15 protein-coding genes are annotated in these 18,733 nt (G+C 66.3%); 12 read left to right on the forward strand and 3 right to left on the reverse strand.

From position 1 onward, the window contains the following. The first annotated feature begins 30 nt into the window (after positions 1–30). From hisN to ACX12D_RS03915, 7 genes are all read left to right on the forward strand, one after another. On the forward strand, positions 31–822 hold the full coding sequence (gene hisN / locus ACX12D_RS03885; protein WP_441641318.1) for a histidinol-phosphatase: 792 nt from the start codon (positions 31–33) through the stop codon (positions 820–822). Positions 823–958: 136 nt separating this feature from the next. After that, a complete protein-coding gene (locus tag ACX12D_RS03890; RefSeq protein WP_459372993.1) occupies positions 959–2,212 on the forward strand; it encodes an Hsp70 family protein in 1,254 nt (417 codons plus the stop codon). Positions 2,213–2,764: 552 nt separating this feature from the next. Next, a complete protein-coding gene (locus ACX12D_RS03895; protein WP_459372994.1) occupies positions 2,765–3,784 on the forward strand; it encodes a transporter in 1,020 nt (339 codons plus the stop codon). Positions 3,785–3,866: 82 nt separating this feature from the next. After that, entirely contained in the window at positions 3,867–4,784 is a 918-nt protein-coding gene (gene ppk2, locus ACX12D_RS03900; RefSeq protein ID WP_459372995.1) for a polyphosphate kinase 2, read from the forward strand. 93 nt (positions 4,785–4,877) lie between these two features. Next, entirely contained in the window at positions 4,878–6,191 is a 1,314-nt protein-coding gene (locus tag ACX12D_RS03905) for a cation:proton antiporter (protein WP_459372996.1), read from the forward strand. A 145-nt stretch (positions 6,192–6,336) separates the two neighbouring features. After that, on the forward strand, positions 6,337–8,007 hold the full coding sequence (locus ACX12D_RS03910; protein ID WP_459372997.1) for a M30 family zinc metallopeptidase: 1,671 nt from the start codon (positions 6,337–6,339) through the stop codon (positions 8,005–8,007). Between the two features lie 89 nt (positions 8,008–8,096). Then, on the forward strand, positions 8,097–8,420 hold the full coding sequence (locus ACX12D_RS03915; protein ID WP_441641312.1) for a hypothetical protein: 324 nt from the start codon (positions 8,097–8,099) through the stop codon (positions 8,418–8,420). Between the two features lie 29 nt (positions 8,421–8,449). Here ACX12D_RS03915 and ACX12D_RS03920 read toward each other — a convergent pair whose 3' ends face one another. Continuing rightward, positions 8,450–9,547, reverse strand: coding sequence for a substrate-binding domain-containing protein (locus ACX12D_RS03920; RefSeq protein ID WP_459372998.1), 1,098 nt, complete (start codon positions 9,545–9,547; stop codon positions 8,450–8,452). A 287-nt stretch (positions 9,548–9,834) separates the two neighbouring features. Between ACX12D_RS03920 and ACX12D_RS03925 the strand changes: the two genes are divergently transcribed. The 5 genes from ACX12D_RS03925 (at position 9,835) to ACX12D_RS03945 (ending at position 15,943) form a co-directional block, all read left to right on the forward strand. Beyond that, entirely contained in the window at positions 9,835–10,386 is a 552-nt protein-coding gene (locus tag ACX12D_RS03925) for a formate dehydrogenase subunit gamma (protein WP_459372999.1), read from the forward strand. Continuing rightward, positions 10,383–11,936, forward strand: a complete 1,554-nt coding sequence (locus ACX12D_RS03930) for a formate dehydrogenase beta subunit (RefSeq protein WP_459373000.1) — start codon at positions 10,383–10,385, stop codon at positions 11,934–11,936. Before ACX12D_RS03925 ends, ACX12D_RS03930 begins: the two co-directional genes overlap by 4 nt. Before the next feature lie 88 nt (positions 11,937–12,024). Beyond that, the gene (gene fdhF, locus ACX12D_RS03935; protein ID WP_459373001.1) at positions 12,025–14,880 is read left to right on the forward strand and encodes a formate dehydrogenase subunit alpha; all 2,856 of its coding nucleotides are present in this window, start codon (positions 12,025–12,027) and stop codon (positions 14,878–14,880) included. Further along, the gene (fdhD, locus tag ACX12D_RS03940) at positions 14,877–15,722 is read left to right on the forward strand and encodes a formate dehydrogenase accessory sulfurtransferase FdhD (RefSeq protein WP_459373002.1); all 846 of its coding nucleotides are present in this window, start codon (positions 14,877–14,879) and stop codon (positions 15,720–15,722) included. Before fdhF ends, fdhD begins: the two co-directional genes overlap by 4 nt. Continuing rightward, positions 15,719–15,943 carry a formate dehydrogenase subunit delta gene (locus tag ACX12D_RS03945; protein ID WP_416047736.1) on the forward strand — a complete coding sequence of 75 codons (225 nt, stop codon included), beginning with the start codon at positions 15,719–15,721 and terminating at the stop codon, positions 15,941–15,943. Before fdhD ends, ACX12D_RS03945 begins: the two co-directional genes overlap by 4 nt. Positions 15,944–16,917: 974 nt before the next feature. Here the strand turns inward: ACX12D_RS03945 and ACX12D_RS03950 are convergent. After that, a complete protein-coding gene (locus tag ACX12D_RS03950; protein WP_459373003.1) occupies positions 16,918–17,613 on the reverse strand; it encodes a transglycosylase domain-containing protein in 696 nt (231 codons plus the stop codon). A 53-nt stretch (positions 17,614–17,666) separates the two neighbouring features. Continuing rightward, positions 17,667–18,716, reverse strand: a complete 1,050-nt coding sequence (locus ACX12D_RS03955; protein ID WP_459373004.1) for an Ldh family oxidoreductase — start codon at positions 18,714–18,716, stop codon at positions 17,667–17,669. Positions 18,717–18,733 lie beyond the last annotated feature (17 nt).

Genomic DNA, 18,733 nt, shown 5'->3' on the forward strand with positions numbered 1-18,733 from the left:
GACACCATTCACGGACCCCAGGATCTCCGCATGCCTTTGACCGCCGAGCAGCTTATCGAATACATGGACTTCGCCGCAGACCTCGCGCAGGCCGCCGGCAACGCCAGCCTGCCGTACTTCCGCAGCGCCCCGGCGGTAGAGGACAAAGGTGGCCGGCGCTTCGACCCGGTCACCGCGGCCGACAAGGCAGCCGAGCGCGCCATGCGCGACCTGATCCTGGCGACATACCCGGAGCACGGCATCCTGGGCGAGGAAGAAGACCGCGTGGCCGGCAGCTCGCCGCTGACCTGGGTACTCGATCCCATCGACGGCACCCGTGCGTTCATTACCGGGCTGCCGCTCTGGGGCACGCTGATCGCGCTCAACGACGGCCAGCGGCCGGTGATCGGCATCATGGACCAGCCGTTCACGCGCGAGCGGTTCAGCGGCGATGGCAGCCAGGCATGGCTCAACGGCCAGCCCCTGCGTACCCGGCCGTGCGCCGACCTGGCGCAGGCCAAGCTGATGTGCACCACGCCGGAGATGTTCGAGGACGCGGCGCAGTTCGCCGCCTTTCGCCGCGTGGCGGACGCCGCCCGCATGCAGCGCTACGGCGGCGATTGCTACGCCTACTGCATGGTCGCGGCGGGCCATGTGGATGCGGTGGTCGAGGCTGGCCTGAAGGCCTACGACGTGCAGGCGCTGATTCCCATCGTGGAGGGAGCGGGCGGCGTTATCACCAGTTGGACCGGCGGGGATGCGCAGCAGGGCGGCACCGTGGTGGCCTGCGGCGACCCGCGGCTGCACCAGCAGATACTCGCGCTGCTGAATGCGCCTGCTTGAGCACTCGCGTGGCCCGGTGGCATCGGCCGGGCTTGCTATCATGCTGGCCGCAACGTCCGGCGCGGAAAAAAACGGCCCAGCCAGCACGGCCATCCCGGCCCGGACTTAACCATGCAGTAGGGAAGAAACCAGAAACATGATGTCAAACGCTTGCGGCCTAGATTTCGGCACGTCCAATTCCACGGTGGGCTGGTGCCGGCCGGGACAACCCACGCTGTTGCCGCTGGAAGATGGCAAGCTGACGCTACCCTCCGTGATCTTTTTCCATTCCGAGGATCCGCTGGTCAGCTACGGCCGCGCCGCGCTTGGCGACTACCTGGCGGGCTATGAAGGGCGGCTGATGCGCTCGCTCAAGAGCCTGCTCGGCACCTCGATGATGGAGGACAGCACCGAGGTCATGGGGCAGGCCATGCCGTTTCGCAAGCTGCTCTCGCACTTCATCGGCGAACTCAAGCAGCGCGCCGAGACCTCGGCCGGCGCCAGCTTCGACAAGGTCGTGCTGGGCCGCCCGGTGTTCTTCATCGACGAAGACCCCAAGGCCGACCAGCTCGCCGAGCAGACGCTGCGCGAGATCGCGGCCGATGCCGGCTTCAAGGACATCGAGTTCCAGTATGAGCCGATCGCCGCGGCCTTCGATTATGAAGCCACGATCGCGCGCGAGGAACTGGTGCTGGTGGCCGACATCGGCGGCGGCACCTCCGACTTCTCGCTGGTGCGCCTGTCGCCCGAGCGGGCCGGCAAGGTCGACCGGCGCGGCGACATCCTGGCCAACGGCGGCGTGCACATTGGCGGCACGGACTTCGACAAGAGCCTGAGCCTGGCGAGCGTGATGCCGTTCCTGGGCCTGGGCAGCGAGCTGCGCAACGGCAAGGCGATGCCTTCGGGCCAGTACTTCGACCTGGCGAGCTGGCACACCATCAACCTGGTCTACACCCGCAAGGCGTGGTCGCACGTGATGGACAACTATCGCGATGCCGCCGACAAGATAAAGCTGGACCGCCTGATCAGCCTGATCAAGCAGCGCGCCGGCCACTGGCTCGCGATCCAGGTGGAAGCCGCCAAGATCGCCTTGTCGGGCGAGCCGCAGACGCAGCTCGACCTGGGGCGCATCGCCCCGGGCGAGACCATGGCGATCAGCCGCGCTGACTTTGACCAGTCCATTGCGAAGCTGGTTGGCAAGACCGAGGTGACGGTGCAGGCGTTGTTGCGGGATGCGGGCGTACAGGCGGATGCGATCGATACCGTATTGTTTACCGGCGGATCCAGCAGCGTGCCTTTGCTGCGTGAGCGATTGTCCGAGCTGATCCCGGGGGCACAGCGGATCGAGGGCGATCTGTTTGGCGGCATTGGTTCCGGGCTGGCGCTGGATGCCCGGCGCAAGTTCGGGTGAGGGGAATGGGGGGTAGGTTATTGGGTGGGGTAGGTTGACTGCAACTTCAACTGCAACGTCAAAAGCTTAAAGTCAAAAGCAGTTTCACCACCCCTGCGGGGCGGCGACCTACTTTTTTGTCTTGCCAAAAAAGTAGGCAAAAAAGGCGCGCCGGATGGGGCGACTACCCCCTCGGGATTTCACGAAAAGAGCGGCCGGGACCCAAACTCGCATCGCCTTAAGGCGATACTCAGACACGGGTCCCTCTTTTCCGCTCTTTTCGTGAAATCCCGAGGCGCCCCATACGGCCTAGGTAAACCTTGACGGCTCGCTTCGCATCGCGCTTGGGTGTTTCCCGCCCCTTCGGGCGGGAAACACGGCTACCACAATGGGTTGATCTTGCCGCTGGTTGGCTCCCCTCTCCCGCTTGCGGGAGAGGGGCCGGGGGAGAGGGCGGGCGCTGGCAAGAGCGAGATACCCTGAACGACCTTGTGCCCCTGGCCGGGTGCCGTCCGTCATCCCCGCATGCTAATGTCCCATCTCCGCGAATTCGCGTTTTCGAAGAGGCATCACATGCATGCGGCTATCGTCGAAGCCAGCTACGGCTCCGATCCGGTTGGTCTGGTCAGCGGCTTTCGCTTCCTGCCCGGCGAGCCGGGCCAGCCCATCGATTCCGCCGCGGCGGCCGCGTGGCTCGGGCAGCCTGCGTCGGGCGACGAGTTTCTTTGGCTGCACTTCAATCTGTCGCATAGCGCGTGCGAGCGCTGGCTCAAGGGCCAGCTCGACCTGCCCGAGGGTTTCTTCGAGGCGCTGCGCGAGGGTTCGCGCTCCACGCGCATCGAGCGCCTGGATACGGCGCTGCTTGCGGTGGTCAATGACGTGATCTACAACTTCGGCGTGGCCACCACCGATATCTCCACGCTGTGGGCCTGTGCCGACCGCCGCATCCTGGTGACTGCGCGCATGAAGCCGTTGCGCTCGGTTGACCAGCTGCGCGCCTCGGTGCGCCAGGGCGAGTTGTTCCACACGCCGCTGGCGCTGCTGGTGCATTTGCTGCGCGACCAGGCCGATGTGCTGGTGCGCATCGTGCGCGAGACCAGCGTGACCGTGGACCAGGTCGAGGATCGGCTGCTCTCGCATCGTCTGCATGGCAACCGCGCGGAGCTTGGCTCCATGCGCCGCGGCCTGGTGCGCTTGCAGCGGCTGCTCGCGCCCGAGCCTGGCGCGCTGTTTCGCTTGCTCAACCGGCCTCCAGCCTGGCTGCAGGACCAGGACATCCAGGATCTGCGCTCCTCCACCGAGGAGTTTTCGCTGGTGCTGAGCGACCTGGCCGCGCTGGTCGAGCGCATCAAGCTGCTGCAGGAAGAGATCGCGGCCAAGCTCAACGAGCAGACCAACCGCACGCTGTTCACGCTGACGCTGGTCACCGTGCTGGCGTTGCCGATCAACATTGTCGCCGGCTTCTTCGGCATGAATGTGGGCGGGATTCCGCTGGCGGACCATCCGCACGGTTTCTGGGTGCTGGTGGTGCTGGTGGCCAGCTTCACCGTGCTGGCGGGGCGCTGGGCCTTCCGCAAGCAGGGCGGTTACTGAGCGCGCGGGCATTGAGTCACGGGCGCGTCACATCTCGCGGTTAGCCTGCCAGTCACCACGTTGTTGCGAACAGGAGTTAGCGATGAGACCAGACGAGAACGAGCTGATTCGGCGTATCCACCGCGAGGTGGCCGATCACTATGACGAAGAACTCGAGCTGGAGTTGGAAGACCACCACGTCGATACGCTGTTCGGCGAAGCCGGCGGCGGCCTGGACGACGACGAGCGGGCTGCGCGGCGGCTGTACTTCCGCGAGCTGTTCCGCCTGCAGGGCGAGCTGGTCAAGCTCCAAAGCTGGGTGGTGGAGACCGGCCACAAGGTCGTGATCCTGTTTGAAGGGCGCGACGCGGCCGGCAAAGGCGGCGTGATCAAGCGCATCACCCAGCGGCTCAACCCGCGCGTGGCCCGGGTGGCGGCGCTGCCGGCGCCCAACGACCGCGAACGCACCCAGTGGTATTTCCAGCGCTATGTCTCGCACCTGCCGGCGGCGGGCGAGATCGTGCTGTTCGACCGCAGCTGGTACAACCGCGCCGGCGTGGAGCGCGTGATGGGCTTTTGCACCGACGACCAGTACGAAGAGTTTTTCCGCTCGGTGCCGGAGTTCGAGCGCATGCTGGTGCGCTCCGGCATCCAGGTGATCAAGTACTGGTTCTCGATCTCGGACGAAGAGCAGCACCTGCGCTTCCTCTCCCGCATCCACGATCCGCTCAAGCAGTGGAAGCTCAGCCCGATGGATCTCGAATCCCGCCGGCGCTGGGAGGACTACACCCGCGCCAAGGAAATCATGCTGGAGCGCACGCATATCGACGAGGCGCGGTGGTGGGTGGTGCAGGCGGTCGACAAGAAAAAGGCGCGCCTCAATTGCATCCATCACCTGCTGCAGCAGATGCCTTATGAAGAGCGCGCGCAGCCGCCCGTGGTGCTGCCGCAGCGCGAGCGGCACGACGACTACTCGCGCCAGCCGGTGCCCGACAACATGATCGTGCCGGAAGTCTACTGAACCTTCTTGTTCGCGCGCCGCCAGCCCTTGCGCTAGCGCGGCCCTGCCTGGCTCGGGCTATTCTCAGTGAAGGCTCGCTACAGGAGGTGATCCTTGTTCGGCACCTGGGCTTGGGTTATCGGCGCGTTGCTCATCACCATGGGCTTGATCAGTTCGCAGGTGAAGCGGCTGCCGCTGTCGGCGTCGGCACTTTACCTGCTGTTCGGCATCGGGCTCGGGCCATGGGGGCTTGGCCTGATCCGGGGCGATGTGACGGATCGCGATCATGCGGCTGCGCTGGAGATCGTGACGGAGATTGCCCTGCTGGTATCGCTGTTCGCGGTGGGGCTGCGGCTGCGTGTGCATCCGCGCGATCGCCTCTGGCGCATCGCGCTGCGGCTGGCCACGGTGGGCATGCTGCTGACCATCGCCATGCTGTTTGCGATTGGCTTCTGGGTCATGGGCTTGCCCGCGGGCGTGGCCTTGCTGCTCGCGGCCATCCTGGCGCCAACGGATCCGGTGCTGGCCTCCGACGTGCAGGTCGAGGATACGCAGGACCGCGACCGGATGCGCTTTAGCCTGACCGGGGAGGGCGGGCTCAACGACGGCGCCGCGTTTCCCTTCGTCATCCTCGCGCTTGGCCTGATGGGCGCGCAGGATGCCGGCATTGGCTGGCAGCGCTGGCTGTGGGTCGACCTGCTGTGGGCCTCCCTGGCCGGCCTGGCCCTGGGCTGGGGCATGGGCTGGCTGTGCAGCCGCGTGGTGCTGGCCCTGCGCAAGCGCCGGCATGGCGCGGCCGGCATGGAGAGCTTCTTCGCCGTCGGCCTGATCGGGCTGGCTTACGGCGCCGCGCTGGCCGTGCACAGCTATGGCTTCCTGGCGGTGTTTGCCGCGGGCATGGCCATGCGCCACGTCGAGCACCAGGAGAACCAGGACGTCGAGGCCGACGAAGTGCTGAGCGCGACCGTGTTCTCGGAGCAGGAGAGCACGGCCGTGCAGCACGACAAGGCTGCCGCCTACCTGGCGCACACCGTCAGCGAGTTCTCGCTGGACCTCGAGCGGCTAGCCGAGCTGAGCGTGATGGTGGCGGTGGGCGCGCTGCTCTCCGTACGGATGCTGCGCTGGGAGTACCTTGGCCTGGGGCTGGCGCTGATCCTGGTGGTGCGCCCGCTGGCCGTGGCGATCTCCACCATCGGAGCGGCGCTGCAGCCGCCGCAGCGCCGGCTCATTGCCTGGTTTGGTGTGCGCGGCATCGGCTCGGTCTACTACCTGGCCTATGCGCTTGCGCATGGCGCGGATTTCCGCCACGGCGCCATGCTGGCCGACGCCACGCTCTACGTGGTGGTGCTTTCGGTGGTGCTGCATGGCTCATCGGCCACGCCCCTGATGGCGATGTACCGGCGCTGGCGCGGCGCCGCCAAGGCCTGAATCCGCTGGCTTGCGCATCGGCTCGGGCACTCGCCGGCGGCATTTCCCCTCGTTAAAGCTCTTGTCCCGGATGCCGTTATTTGTGTGGCTTAGGCTTCGTGCGCCCAGGCCGGCATCCACATAACAAGAATCGGAGCTTTAGAACATGAGGGGTCCTCTCTTCCGCCAACGCGCAAGCCAGCTCGCTGCCCTGCTGGTCGCCATGTCCGTCGCCGCCTGCGGTGGCGGTGGCGGCGATGCGCCAGCTCCCGCCCAGACAAGCGCGAGTCCTTCCGTGCCGGTCGCCAGCGCGCCGGTGCCACCCACGCTGGCGCCGGCATGCGGCGGCTGCAGTGCCGTGGACGCCAGCAATTACTCGGGTTCCGGCGTCGGCGTCTGGTCGGCCTCCAACACCACCGGCGCGCCGGCCGATGTGCCCGTTGCCATCGGCGGCGTGAACGGCAAGGCCGTGACGCTGCTCTACACCAACGGCGCCACGGCGCAGGCCATGCCGGCCGGCCTGTCGCTGTCGGTGATCCAGTCCGTGCTGGGCAACCTCTCGATTCAGTCGGTCTCCACCGGGCAGGACGAACAAACGCTGCGCGACATTGGCGAGTTCAATCGCACCGGCTGGGCAGCACTGGCCGGCGGCAAGCAGGTGGCCAGCCTTTCCGAGATCGCGCCGCCACCGCCGCTCGCTTCCGTGCTCAACGATACCAAGAGCTGGTATCACACCGACGGCACGCGCCGCGCGGCCACGCTGGTCAAGCAAGTGAGCACGGGCGACGCCACCACCGTCAACATCTGGGTGGAGACCACCGAGTCGGCGCCTGGCAAGGTCACCGGCACCCTCGTCGACACGCTGGCTGCCGCCTTCGCCAGCGGCGGCGGCATCTACGACATGCTGACCTCGGTCGGCGGCCCGTTGTGGGGCGCGCACACCTACAACAACCTCATCGCCGGCAGCGGCCAGCCGGTGGATATCGTCGTGCTCAACTTCGACAACAACGGCAAGCCATTCGGCACCGTGGGCTATTTCTGGGGCCTGCACAACCTGAAGGCCACCTCGGATTCGCGCAGCAACGAGTCGCTGTCGCTCTATCTCGATTCCGAGACCCTGTACCTGGGCGGCGCCGAAGGCCTGAAGTCGATGAAGATGACGATGGCGCACGAAGGGATGCATATGCAGAACTTCTACCGCCGCGGTGTCAAGGCCGGCCAGCAGTACGCATTCGATAGTTGGCTGGAAGAAATGTCCGCGATGATGATGGAGGACTTCGCCAGCCAGACCATCGACCCCACCTACAACGCGATCCGCGACGTGCGCTTCAGGGACTACGTGAGCTACGGCAATGGCAACTTCAACTGCAATATGCTGAATTTCACCGGTTTCGGCACCACCTGCGAGAGCTATTCGGTGTCGGGCAGCTTCGGCGGCTTCCTGGACCGGCAACTCGGCCTGGCCTTTTACAAGGACCTGCTGGGCCGGACTTCCAGCGCGGACTCCAAGACCGTGCTCGACCAGGCCATCAAGGCCGCACGCCCGGACTCCGGCTTTAGCCAGGAACTGTTGCGCTGGAGCGTCACCAGCAATTCGCTGATGCCAGCCGCGACGTCGCCGGCGCGCTACGGCTACCCGGCCCGTGTCGATGGCGGCTTTACGCTCCCGCTGATCGATCCGGACCTGTTCCGCGCCTCGCGCAAGCTGCCGGTGGCCGTGCCCGCCACGTTGCAGCCGTACGGTAGTTTCCCGGTGGTTCGCAGCAATGCGGGCGCCACGTTCAACGAGACCGTGCGCGTGCCTGCGGGCGCTACGCTATCTGTAGTGGTGTACTGAACGCGCTAAGCGCAGGCTCGCCGGAGCTTGCTCCGGCGGCTCCCGGGCGGCGATGTTCGCCGCCCGGACTTGTCGATCCAATCAACCTCATGCGTCGAATCCTGCTCCTGATTGCTGCCCTGTCCGTCGTGCTGGCTGCGTGCGTGCACGCGGTGCCGGCCGGACGGTCCATCGCCTTGACGGGCACGGTGATGGTCAAGGGCAGCGCCCTGTTCCAGCAGCCGGTGCTGGTCACCGCCGATGGCGAGGCATGGGTGCTGGAGAAATTCCCTGTCGGCGAGGCCGAGGCGTTGCGCGGCCAGAAGGTGGGCGTGACCGGCACCGTGCTGCGCGCAAACCAGCCTGGCACGTGGGCGCCGGCCATCCGCGTCGAGCGGATCGAGGCCCTGCCGGACGGCGCGCCTGCGCGCTAGATCCCGCTTGCTCCAGCTGGGTAGCCTGGTCAGTCGCTCGGGCCGGCGCGGTCGGGGAATGCCTCTTCCAGTGTCAATACCGTGCCCGTCAGGCTGCCATCATAGCCGGGCAGGGCATCCACCACCTGCCGGAAGCCGGCGCTCCTGAGTGCCGCCACGGCGCCGGCCAGCGCTGGGCTCTGCAGGCGCTCCCGCTCGATCACGAAGAAATACCGTTCCTTGAGCACCGGCACGAAATCCAGCCCGAAGCGGCGCGCCGCCGTCTCCACGCCGAATCCCGCATCCGCCATGCCGCTGCCGATATAGGCGGCCACCGCGGCGTGGGTGAACTCGCCATTGCTGTAACCCTCGATGCGCCCGCTGTCGATGCCGCGTGCCTTGAGCATCAGGTCCAGCAGGAGCCGCGTGCCGGAACCGGTCTGGCGGTTGACGAAGCGCACGTCGGCGCGGCAGAGATCTTGCAGCGTGGTGACCTGCTTTGGGTTGCCGGGGCGCACGAAGAGGCCTTGCGAGCGAACCGCCAGCTGGATCAGGCAATGGGTCTCGGGGCGAATCCATGTGGCAAAGCTCGCCAGCATGTCCCGCTCGAATTCGCCGATCGGCACATGGAATCCGGCAATGTCGCAGGCACCTTGCGCAAGTGCCGCAACCGCCTCAAGGCTGCCGCAGTACTTCAGGTCGTGGCGCACCCCGTGCGCGTCCAGGAAATCATGCAGCGCCGCCACCGCGAAGCCATGGCTGGCGTGCAGGCGCAGCGTGGGGCCGGGTTGGTCCACCAGCTTCTTCAGTTCGATTTCCAGTTCCGAGGCCAGGCTCTCCAGCGTGGGGGACAGCCGCGCGGCAATGCGCTTGCTGGCCCACACCAGTTGCTGCGCCAGCGGCGACAGCGCGCTGCCGCGCCCGCGGGTCTTGGCGATCAGCGCGCCGCCGAACAGGGTTTGCGCGTCGCGCAGGATGCCCCAGGCATAGCGGTAGGACAGGCCGGTCGCCTGCGCCGACTGGCTGATGCTGCCGGTGCTTTCGATATGCCCGAGCAAGGTGACCAGGCGGGACACGTCAAGCGGGGCGCTGGCGGCGTCGCTGTCGTCGCGGATTTGGAGGTGGGGCAGGATCGAGATGCGAATCATATGAGAAAAATAGCATATTGCTCGAACGTGGCCAACTGCCTATAGTCCGCTCGAAGAGGCATAGCACCCGATAAAAGCCCGCTTAACCGGCCAGGCGAGATGGGGAATGCCCGTTCAGAGCCCCCAATATATGAAAAAAATAGCATATAACGCGGCCGCCGCAACACGGTGTGCCGCGCCCCGCAGCAAATCCTGGCAAGACGCGCAAGCCAATGCGCCACACCGTCTGCCGCTGGCGTTGCGCTTCAGCGCCTGCGCCGGCCCGAGCTGCGTCACCAGGAGACTCGATGTCTGATTCCGCTGCCAAGCCAGCCGATACACCAGCCGCTAAGCCAACCGCTAAGCCAGCCGCCAACGCCGTGCGCGACCCGGTCGCCCGCATCGTGGCCGCGCGCCGCGACATGCCGGGTGCCTTGCTGCCCATCCTCCACGAGATCCAGGACACGGTGGGCTACGTGCCCGCCGACGCCCTGCCCGAGATTGCCCGCGCGCTCAACCTGTCGCGCGCCGAGGTGCATGGCGTGGTCACCTTCTATCACCACTTTCGCGACAGCAAGCCGGGCCGGCACGTGGTCCAGGTCTGCCGCGCGGAAGCGTGCCAGTCGGTTGGCAGCGAGGCCCTTGCCGCGCACGCCGAGCGTGCGCTGGGCTGCGGATTCCATGAAACCACCGCCGATGGCGAGTTCACGCTGGAGCCGGTGTATTGCCTCGGCCAGTGCGCCTGTGGCCCGGCCGTGATGATCGACGGGGAACTGGCCGGCCGCGTCACGCCGCAGCGCTTCGATGCGCTGATCCAAGCCTGCACGGGCGTGGTCGAAGACCAGGAGGTGCCAGCATGAGCATCACCGTTTTCGTACCCCGCGATTCCAGCGCGCTGGCCATGGGCGCCGATGCGGTGGCCCGCGCCATCGCGCGTGAGGCCACGGCGCGTGGCGCCAGCATCGAACTGGTGCGCAACGGCTCGCGCGGCATGTTCTGGCTTGAGCCGCTGGTTGAAGTGCAGACCCCCGCCGGGCGCGTGGCCTATGGGCCGGTTACCCCCGAAGATGTCGCCGCGCTGTTCGATGCCGATTTCCTGGCCGGTGGCGCGCATGCGCTGGCGCTTGGGCTCACCGAGGAAATCCCGTTCCTCAAGGGGCAGGAGCGTTTGACCTTTGCCCGCATGGGCATCACCGATCCGCTCTCGCTCGCTGACTACATCGCGCACGATGGCTATGCCGGCCTGACCCGCGCGCTGGGGCTGGACGGCGCGCGGATCGTGCAGGAAGTGACCGATTCCGGCCTGCGCGGACGCGGGGGCGCGGCGTTTCCCACGGGCATCAAGTGGCAGACGGTGCGCAACGCGCCGTCGCCCACCAAGTACGTGGTCTGCAATGCCGATGAAGGCGACTCCGGCACCTTCTCCGACCGCATGGTGATGGAAGGCGACCCGTTCATGCTGATCGAAGGCATGACCATCGCCGGCCTCGCCGTCGGCGCGGAGCATGGCTACATCTACGTGCGCTCGGAATACCCGCACGCCATCGCCGTGCTGGAATCCGCCGTCGGCATCGCGCAGGCGGCCGGCTGGCTGGGCGACGATATCCGCGGCAGCGGCCGGCGCTTCCGGCTCGAAGTGCGCAAGGGCGCCGGGGCCTATGTCTGCGGCGAGGAAACCGCGCTGCTGGAAAGCCTGGAGGGCAAGCGCGGCGTGGTGCGCGCCAAGCCGCCGCTGCCGGCCATCGAAGGGCTGTTCGGCAAGCCCACCATCATCAACAACGTGATCTCGCTGGCCACCGTGCCGGTGATCCTCGCGCGCGGCGCACAGTTTTATCGCGACTTTGGCATGGGCCGCTCGCGCGGCACGCTGCCGTTCCAGATCGCCGGCAATGTGCGCCAGGGTGGGCTGGTGGAGAAGGCCTTCGGCGTGACCCTGCGCGAACTGCTTGAGGACTACGGCCAGGGCACGCGCAGCGCACGGCCCATCCGCGCGGTGCAGGTGGGCGGCCCGCTGGGTGCGTACCTGCCGGTGTCGCGGCTGGATACGCCGATGGACTACGAAGCCTTCGCCGCGTTCGGCGCGGTGCTGGGGCACGGCGGCATCGTGGTGTTCGACGACACCGTCGACATGGCCAGGCAAGCCCGCTACGCGATGGCATTCTGCGCCATCGAATCCTGCGGCAAGTGCACGCCGTGCCGGATCGGCTCCACGCGCGGCGTCGAGGTGATCGACAAGATCATCGCGGGCGACCAGCCGGTGAAGCACGTCAAGCTGGTGCGCGACCTATGCGACACCATGCTGGGCGGATCGCTGTGCGCCATGGGCGGCATGACGCCGTACCCGGTGCTGTCGGCGCTAGACGCATTCCCGGAAGACTTTGGCGTGGCAGTGCCAGCCAAAGCAGCCTGAGCGCAGCGCCACAGCCTATCGAACCGGCGCTGCCACTGCGCCACTCTGAATCACCAGTACGCGGCCCAGGCCGCAGCGGGAGCCCGCCTTGAACACACGCAACGAAATCGACTTCGGCACGCCGGCCAGCGATTCGCAACAGCAGGTCACCCTTGAGATCGACGGCGTCGACGTGACCGTGCCCGCCGGCACTTCGCTGATGCGCGCCGCCGTGCAAGCCGGCGTGAACGTGCCCAAGCTGTGCGCCACCGATAGCCTCAAGTCCTTCGGCTCCTGCCGCCTGTGCCTGGTCGAGATCGAAGGGCGGCGGGGCTTCCCGGCCTCGTGCACCACGCCGGCCGAAGCCGGCATGAAGGTGAAGACGCAAACCGACAAGCTGGCCGATCTGCGCCGCGGCGTGATGGAGCTGTACATCTCCGACCATCCGCTGGACTGCCTGACCTGCCCCACCAACGGCAACTGCGAGTTGCAGGATATGGCCGGCGTGGTCGGCCTGCGCGAAGTGCGCTATGGGTACGACGGCGCCAACCACCGCGCCGAGGCCAAGGACGAGTCCAATCCGTATTTCACCTACGATCCTTCCAAGTGCATCGTGTGCAACCGCTGCGTGCGTGCGTGCGAGGAAACCCAGGGCACCTTCGCGCTCACCATCAGCGGCCGCGGCTTCGATTCGCGCGTGACGGCGGGGCAGGGCGACAGCTTCATGGATTCCGACTGCGTGTCGTGCGGCGCCTGCGTGCAGGCGTGCCCCACCGCCACGCTGGCCGAGACCTCCATCATCCGCATGGGGCAGCCGGAGCACAGCAAGGTCACCACGTGCGCTTACTGTGGCGTGGGCTGCGCCTTCAAGGCGGAGATGAAGGGCAATGAAGTGGTGCGCATGGTGCCGTACAAGAACGGCCAGGCCAACGAAGGCCACTCGTGCGTGAAGGGCCGCTTCGCCTTTGGCTATGCGACCCACAAGGACCGCATCCTGAACCCGATGATCCGCGCCAGGATCACGGATCCGTGGCGCGAAGTGTCGTGGGAAGAAGCGATCAGCCACGCGGCCTCCGAGTTCAAGCGCATCCAGGCCAAGCATGGCCGCGACGCCATCGGCGGCATCGTGTCCTCGCGCTGCACCAACGAGGAAGGCTACCTGGTGCAGAAGCTGGTGCGCGCCGCCTTCGGCAACAACAACGTCGATACCTGCGCGCGGGTTTGCCACTCGCCCACCGGCTACGGCCTCAAGCAGACGCTGGGCGAATCCGCCGGCACGCAGACCTTCCGCTCGGTGGAGAAGGCGGACGTCATCATGGTGATGGGCGCCAACCCAACCGACGGCCACCCCGTGTTTGCCTCGCGCATGAAAAAGCGCCTGCGCGCCGGCGCCAAGCTGATCGTGATCGATCCGCGCCGCATCGACCTGGTCGATTCGCCGCACGTGCGCGCCGACTTCCACCTGCAATTGCGTCCCGGCACCAATGTGGCGGTGGTGACGTCGATGGCCCACGTGATCGTCAGCGAAGGCCTGATGGCCGAATCGTTTATCGCCGAGCGTTGCGAGGACCGCGCGTTCCAGCAATGGCGCGACTTCGTCATGCTGCCGGAGAACTCGCCGGAAGCCATGGCCGAGATCACCGGCATTCCCGCCGGGCAACTGCGCGGCGCGGCGCGCCTGTATGCCACCGGCGGCAATGCCGCGATCTATTACGGCCTGGGCGTGACCGAACATGCGCAGGGCTCGACCACCGTGATGGGCATCGCCAACCTCGCCATGTGCACGGGCAATATCGGCCGCGAAGGCGTGGGCGTGAACCCGCTGCGCGGACAGAACAACGTGCAGGGCTCGTGCGACATCGGCTCGTTCCCGCATGAACTGCCGGGCTACCGCCATGTGTCGGATTCCACCACGCGCGGGCTGTTCGAATCCGCGTGGAATGTGGAGATCAGCCCGGAGCCGGGCCTGCGCATTCCCAATATGTTCGAGGCCGCGCTGTCCGGCAGCTTCATGGGCCTGTACTGCCAGGGCGAAGACATCGTGCAGTCCGACCCGAACACGCAGCACGTGTCGGCGGCGCTGTCGGCCATGGAGTGCATCGTGGTGCAGGACATCTTCCTCAACGAGACCGCCAAGTACGCGCACGTATTCCTGCCGGGCTCGTCCTTCCTGGAGAAGGACGGCACCTTCACCAATGCCGAGCGCCGTATCTCGCGTGTGCGCAAAGTAATGCCACCCAAGGCCCGCTATGCCGACTGGGAAGCCACCGTGCTGCTGTCCAACGCGCTGGGCTATCCGATGAACTACAAGCATCCTTCCGAGATCATGGACGAGATCGCGCGGCTCACGCCCACCTTCAGCGGTGTCAGCTACCAGCGCCTGGAAGAACTCGGCAGCATCCAGTGGCCGTGCAACGACGCCGCGCCCGAGGGCACGCCGACCATGCACATCGACGCATTCGTGCGCGGCAAGGGCAAGTTCATCATCACCCGCTACGTACCCACCAACGAGCGCGTGAACCGCAAGTTCCCGCTGATCCTCACCACGGGCCGCATCCTGTCGCAGTACAACGTGGGCGCGCAGACACGCCGCACCGAGAACGTGATGTGGCATGACGAGGACCGCCTGGAGATCCATCCGCACGACGCGGAGGAACGCGGCATCAAGGACGGCGACTGGGTTGGCGTGCAAAGCCGCGCGGGCGAAACCGTGCTGCGCGCCATCGTCAGCGAGCGCATGCAGCCGGGCGTGGTGTACACCACCTTCCACTTCCCGGAGTCCGGCGCCAATGTGATCACCACGGACAACTCGGACTGGGCGACCAACTGCCCCGAGTACAAGGTCACCGCGGTGCAGGTCATGCCGGTGGCGCAGCCGTCCGAATGGCAGCGCCAGTACCGCGATTTCCACGATCAGCAGATGCAGTTGCTGCAGGCGGCCAGCGCCGAGGCAGGGTCGGCATGACACTCTGCGAGCTCGCCATGGCCGACGCCGAACCGGTCACCCACAGCACCTTCGCGGTCAGCCGCAGCCGCCTGGGCGAGCTGGCGCTGGAGGACGACGAGATTGCCGAGGAAGTGCCGGTTGCGCTCGAATACAACGGCATCTCGCATGCGGTCATGCTGGCCTCGCCGGCCGATCTCGAAGACTTCGCGTTGGGCTTCAGCCTGAGCGAAGGGCTGGTGGCCAGCCCGCGCGACGTTTATGAGATGGAGACTGAGGTTCGCCCCGAGGGTATCGCGGTGCGGTTGCGCATCGCGGCGCAAGCCTTCTCCGCGCTCAAGGATCGGCGCCGCGCCATGGCGGGCCGTACCGGCTGCGGCCTGTGCGGCACCGAATCGCTGCAGGAAGTCATGCGCGCCCCGGCACCCGTCAGCAGCGGCGCCAGCTTCAGCGACGAGGCGATGTACGCCGCATTCGCGCAGTTGCAGACCCGGCAGGAACTGCTGCGCCACACCGGCGCCACGCACGCCGCCGCCTGGCTGCGCGCCGACGGCCAGGTCGCGCTGGTCCGCGAAGACGTGGGCCGCCACAACGCGCTCGACAAACTGATCGGCGCGCTGGCCCGCACCGGCGAGGACCGCTCGCGCGGCGCCGTGCTGGTGACCAGCCGCGCCAGCTACGAAATGGTGCTGAAGACCGCCAGCGCCGGCGTCGGCGTGCTGGCCGCCGTATCAGGCCCGACCGCGCTCGCGGTACGCCTGGCGGTCGATGCCGGCATCACGCTGGCCGGCTTTGTACGCGCCGGCCGGCACGTGGTTTACTCCCACCCCCAACGTTTGCACAGCAGGACGGAACAGGCATGAACTCCGACAACCTCGTCAAGATGGCGAACCAGATCGGCACCTTCTTCGAAGCCATGCCGGACCGCGAAGAAGCAGTGGCGGATATCGCCAGCCATATCAAGCGCTTTTGGGAACCACGCATGCGGCGTGCTTTGCTGGCGCGGCTGGATGGTAGTGAAGATGCTGGGCTGGATGAGATTGTTCTGTTGGCGGTGACTAGGCATCGGGGGGTGTTGGAGTAAGGGGGTAGGTTGCTGTTGCTTTGAGCGGCGATGGCTTTTGCGCCCAAGGGCCATACGACGTTGCTCTGCGGGGGTGGTCGCTGCTTCTTTGATCGGCGATGGCTTTTGCACCCAAGTGCCATACGACATCCCCCTGCGGGGGCTGCCGGTCACTCTTCTTTGCGTCGGCAAAGAAGACTAACGAGAAGAAAGCCGACCCTGCCGGGCGCAGAGCAATAAGGCTCTCGAATATCGGTGGTTGCGTCGTACGGCCCGGAGTGTTGGCTGGCGGATCCTACCGGCCCAGAGGACATCGCAACTGCATGACCCAATGGTTACGTGGTGCGGCCCCTGACCTCGCTTGCGGTGACCATTCCCACATCTGCCGTTCGCGGGGCGAAGTGCTGCGCCGTTTCGGGTGTGGCTGGTTTCGTGGTTTTGTCTCGGAGGGCAAGCACCGTGAGGTGCGAGCACGGCCCTCGCGAACCGGGCCACGGTGCCCACCACGAAACCAGAGGGGGCGATAGCAAGGTGCCGCTCGCGCCGGTACGGCAGGGCATCAAATACCCCGGTACTAGCCGCCAGAGACAAAACCACGAAACCACCAAGGCAGGCAGGATCGTGGCGCTGAGCACCGCGAACGGCAGATGCCCGAACGCTCACCGAGCAAAGCGATCAGGGGCACCACCACGTGACCATTGGGTCATGCTATAGCGATGCCCTTCGGGCCGGTAGGATTCGCTAGCCAACACTCCGGGCCGTACGACGCAACCACCGAGGCCCAAATAGCCTTATTGCTCTGCGCCCGGCAGGGTCGGCTTTCTTCTCGTTAGTCTTCTTTGCCGACGCAAAGAAGAGTGACCGGCAGCCCCCGCAGGGGGATGTCGTATGGCTCTTGGGTCCAAAAACCATCGCCGCCCAAAGAAACAGCAATCAACCCCGCAGGACGATGTCATACGGCTCTTGGGCGCAAAAACCAACACCGCTCAATCAACCTACTTCAACCTCAACGGCTCCAACAACGCCGCATCATATTCCCCCCTCCCAATCCTCCCCAACTCCAGCATCCGCAGCAAAATGTAAGCCTGCCGCTGCCGGGCGCGCCGGGGATTCACCACCGGGTTATTCGCCGAAGGCGCCTTAGGCAATCCGGCCAGCATCGCGCATTCCGCTAAAGTCAGCTCGCCCACCGGCTTGCCAAAATAAGTCTCGGCGGCCTCCGCGAAGCCATAGGCTCCCTGCCCAAGATAGACCTTGTTCATGTAGATCTCGAGGATCTCGTCCTTGCTCATCGCATGTTCGATCCGGTAAGCCAGCAGCACCTCATACAGCTTGCGGGTATAGGTCTTCTGGCGCGAGAGGAAGAAGTTCCGCGCCACCTGCATGGTGATGGTGGAGGCGCCCTGCGACAGCTCATCGGACAGGTTGGCCACGCCGGCGCGGATCACGCCGACATAGTCGATGCCGTCATGCAGGTAGAAGCGGTCGTCCTCGATGGCTACCACCGCCTGGGTCAGCTTGGGCGGTATCTCGCCGATGGGCACGTAGCCGGGCGACTGGCGGAAAGTGGTGAGCGCATCCAGCGTGGGCAGCTGGCGCTGAGCGACGAGCACGGCGAGCGTGCCGAGCAGGGCCGCGCCTAGGATGAGCAGCAGCACCAGCTTGAGAAAATTCGACCAGAGACGTTCCATGGGCCGTATTGTGCCAGCACTGGCCATGCCCCTGCCCAAGCCGCCCCGCCGGTTCAGCCCGCCGGCAGCGCCACGCCAAGTTCCTTTGCCAGCGTTTCCAGGTTGCGCCAGATCGCCGCGTTTACCTCCAGGTGGGTGGTGCTAAGCGCGCGGTTGGCGGCTTCGAACTCGCCCGGGTATTGCACACTGTCAAAGCCCGGGGCGGGCGGGGTGTCGTGCAGGTAGTTGACAAAGGCTTCCACCTCCGCGCTCTGCCAGCTCAGGCCCTGGTCGAGCTCCGGGTTCATCAGCACCGCGAACATATTGTTGGTGGCGACACCGCCGCGCGGGTTGTCCGGCTGGATGGTGCCGCCGCCGGACAGCACGCCCGCCAGCAGCTCCGCCACCACGCCGAGCGCATAGCCCTTGTGGCCGCCGAAGGGCAGCAGCGCACCCGGGTGTTCGCTGAACATGGCCCCGGCATCGGTGGTGGGGTTGCCGCCGCTGTCGATGATGCTGTTCTCCGGCGCGGGCTCGCCTTTCTCGGCCAGCACGCGGGCCTTGTTGATGGCGATGGCGCTGGTGGCGATATCCACCACCAGCGGCGGCCGGCCGTTAGGCATCGGCCCGGCGAAGCACAGCGGGTTGGTGGTCAGCCGCGCGGTGCGGCCGCCGTAGGGGGCCACCACCGGGGAGCGGTTGATCACATTGGTAAAGCTCAGCAGCACGAAGCGCTCCTTGGCCACCATCTCGCCGTAGTGGCCCATGCGGCCCAGGTGGTGCGAGCGGCGCAGCGTGACGATGCAGTGGCCGTGCTGGCGCACGCGCTCGATGGCGGTTTCGATGACGCGCTTGCCCACGTGCTGGCCGAAGCCGCCGTTGCCGTCGAACACCAGCAGGCTGTCGCGGTCGAGCACGCATTCGGCGCGGCCCGCCGGGTTGACGTTGCCGGTTGCGAGCGAACGCTGGTAGTTAGGCAGGATCGACAGGCCATGGCTGGTGTAGCCGCAGCGATCGGCCTCGACCAGGTGCTCGGCCACGTCGTTGGCGATGTCGGCCGGCACGCCTTGCGCGGCGAGCAGGTCGCGGGCGAGCTGGGTGGCGGATTGCAGTGTGATTTTCATATTTGGTCCTTGTCCCG

The organism is Cupriavidus sp. PET2-C1, assembly GCF_054515855.1.

Coding starts and splice junctions, on each gene's coding strand:
- ACX12D_RS03925 (WP_459372999.1), top strand. CDS start 9,835: ATGTCTGATTCCGCTGCCAAGCCAGCCGATACACCAGCCGCTAAGCCA.
- ACX12D_RS03950 (WP_459373003.1), bottom strand. CDS start 17,613: ATGGAACGTCTCTGGTCGAATTTTCTCAAGCTGGTGCTGCTGCTCATC.
- ACX12D_RS03945 (WP_416047736.1), top strand. CDS start 15,719: ATGAACTCCGACAACCTCGTCAAGATGGCGAACCAGATCGGCACCTTC.
- ppk2 (WP_459372995.1), top strand. CDS start 3,867: ATGAGACCAGACGAGAACGAGCTGATTCGGCGTATCCACCGCGAGGTG.
- hisN (WP_441641318.1), top strand. CDS start 31: ATGCCTTTGACCGCCGAGCAGCTTATCGAATACATGGACTTCGCCGCA.
- ACX12D_RS03895 (WP_459372994.1), top strand. CDS start 2,765: ATGCATGCGGCTATCGTCGAAGCCAGCTACGGCTCCGATCCGGTTGGT.
- ACX12D_RS03910 (WP_459372997.1), top strand. CDS start 6,337: ATGAGGGGTCCTCTCTTCCGCCAACGCGCAAGCCAGCTCGCTGCCCTG.
- ACX12D_RS03920 (WP_459372998.1), bottom strand. CDS start 9,547: ATGATTCGCATCTCGATCCTGCCCCACCTCCAAATCCGCGACGACAGC.
- ACX12D_RS03890 (WP_459372993.1), top strand. CDS start 959: ATGATGTCAAACGCTTGCGGCCTAGATTTCGGCACGTCCAATTCCACG.
- ACX12D_RS03915 (WP_441641312.1), top strand. CDS start 8,097: ATGCGTCGAATCCTGCTCCTGATTGCTGCCCTGTCCGTCGTGCTGGCT.
- fdhD (WP_459373002.1), top strand. CDS start 14,877: ATGACACTCTGCGAGCTCGCCATGGCCGACGCCGAACCGGTCACCCAC.
- ACX12D_RS03930 (WP_459373000.1), top strand. CDS start 10,383: ATGAGCATCACCGTTTTCGTACCCCGCGATTCCAGCGCGCTGGCCATG.
- ACX12D_RS03955 (WP_459373004.1), bottom strand. CDS start 18,716: ATGAAAATCACACTGCAATCCGCCACCCAGCTCGCCCGCGACCTGCTC.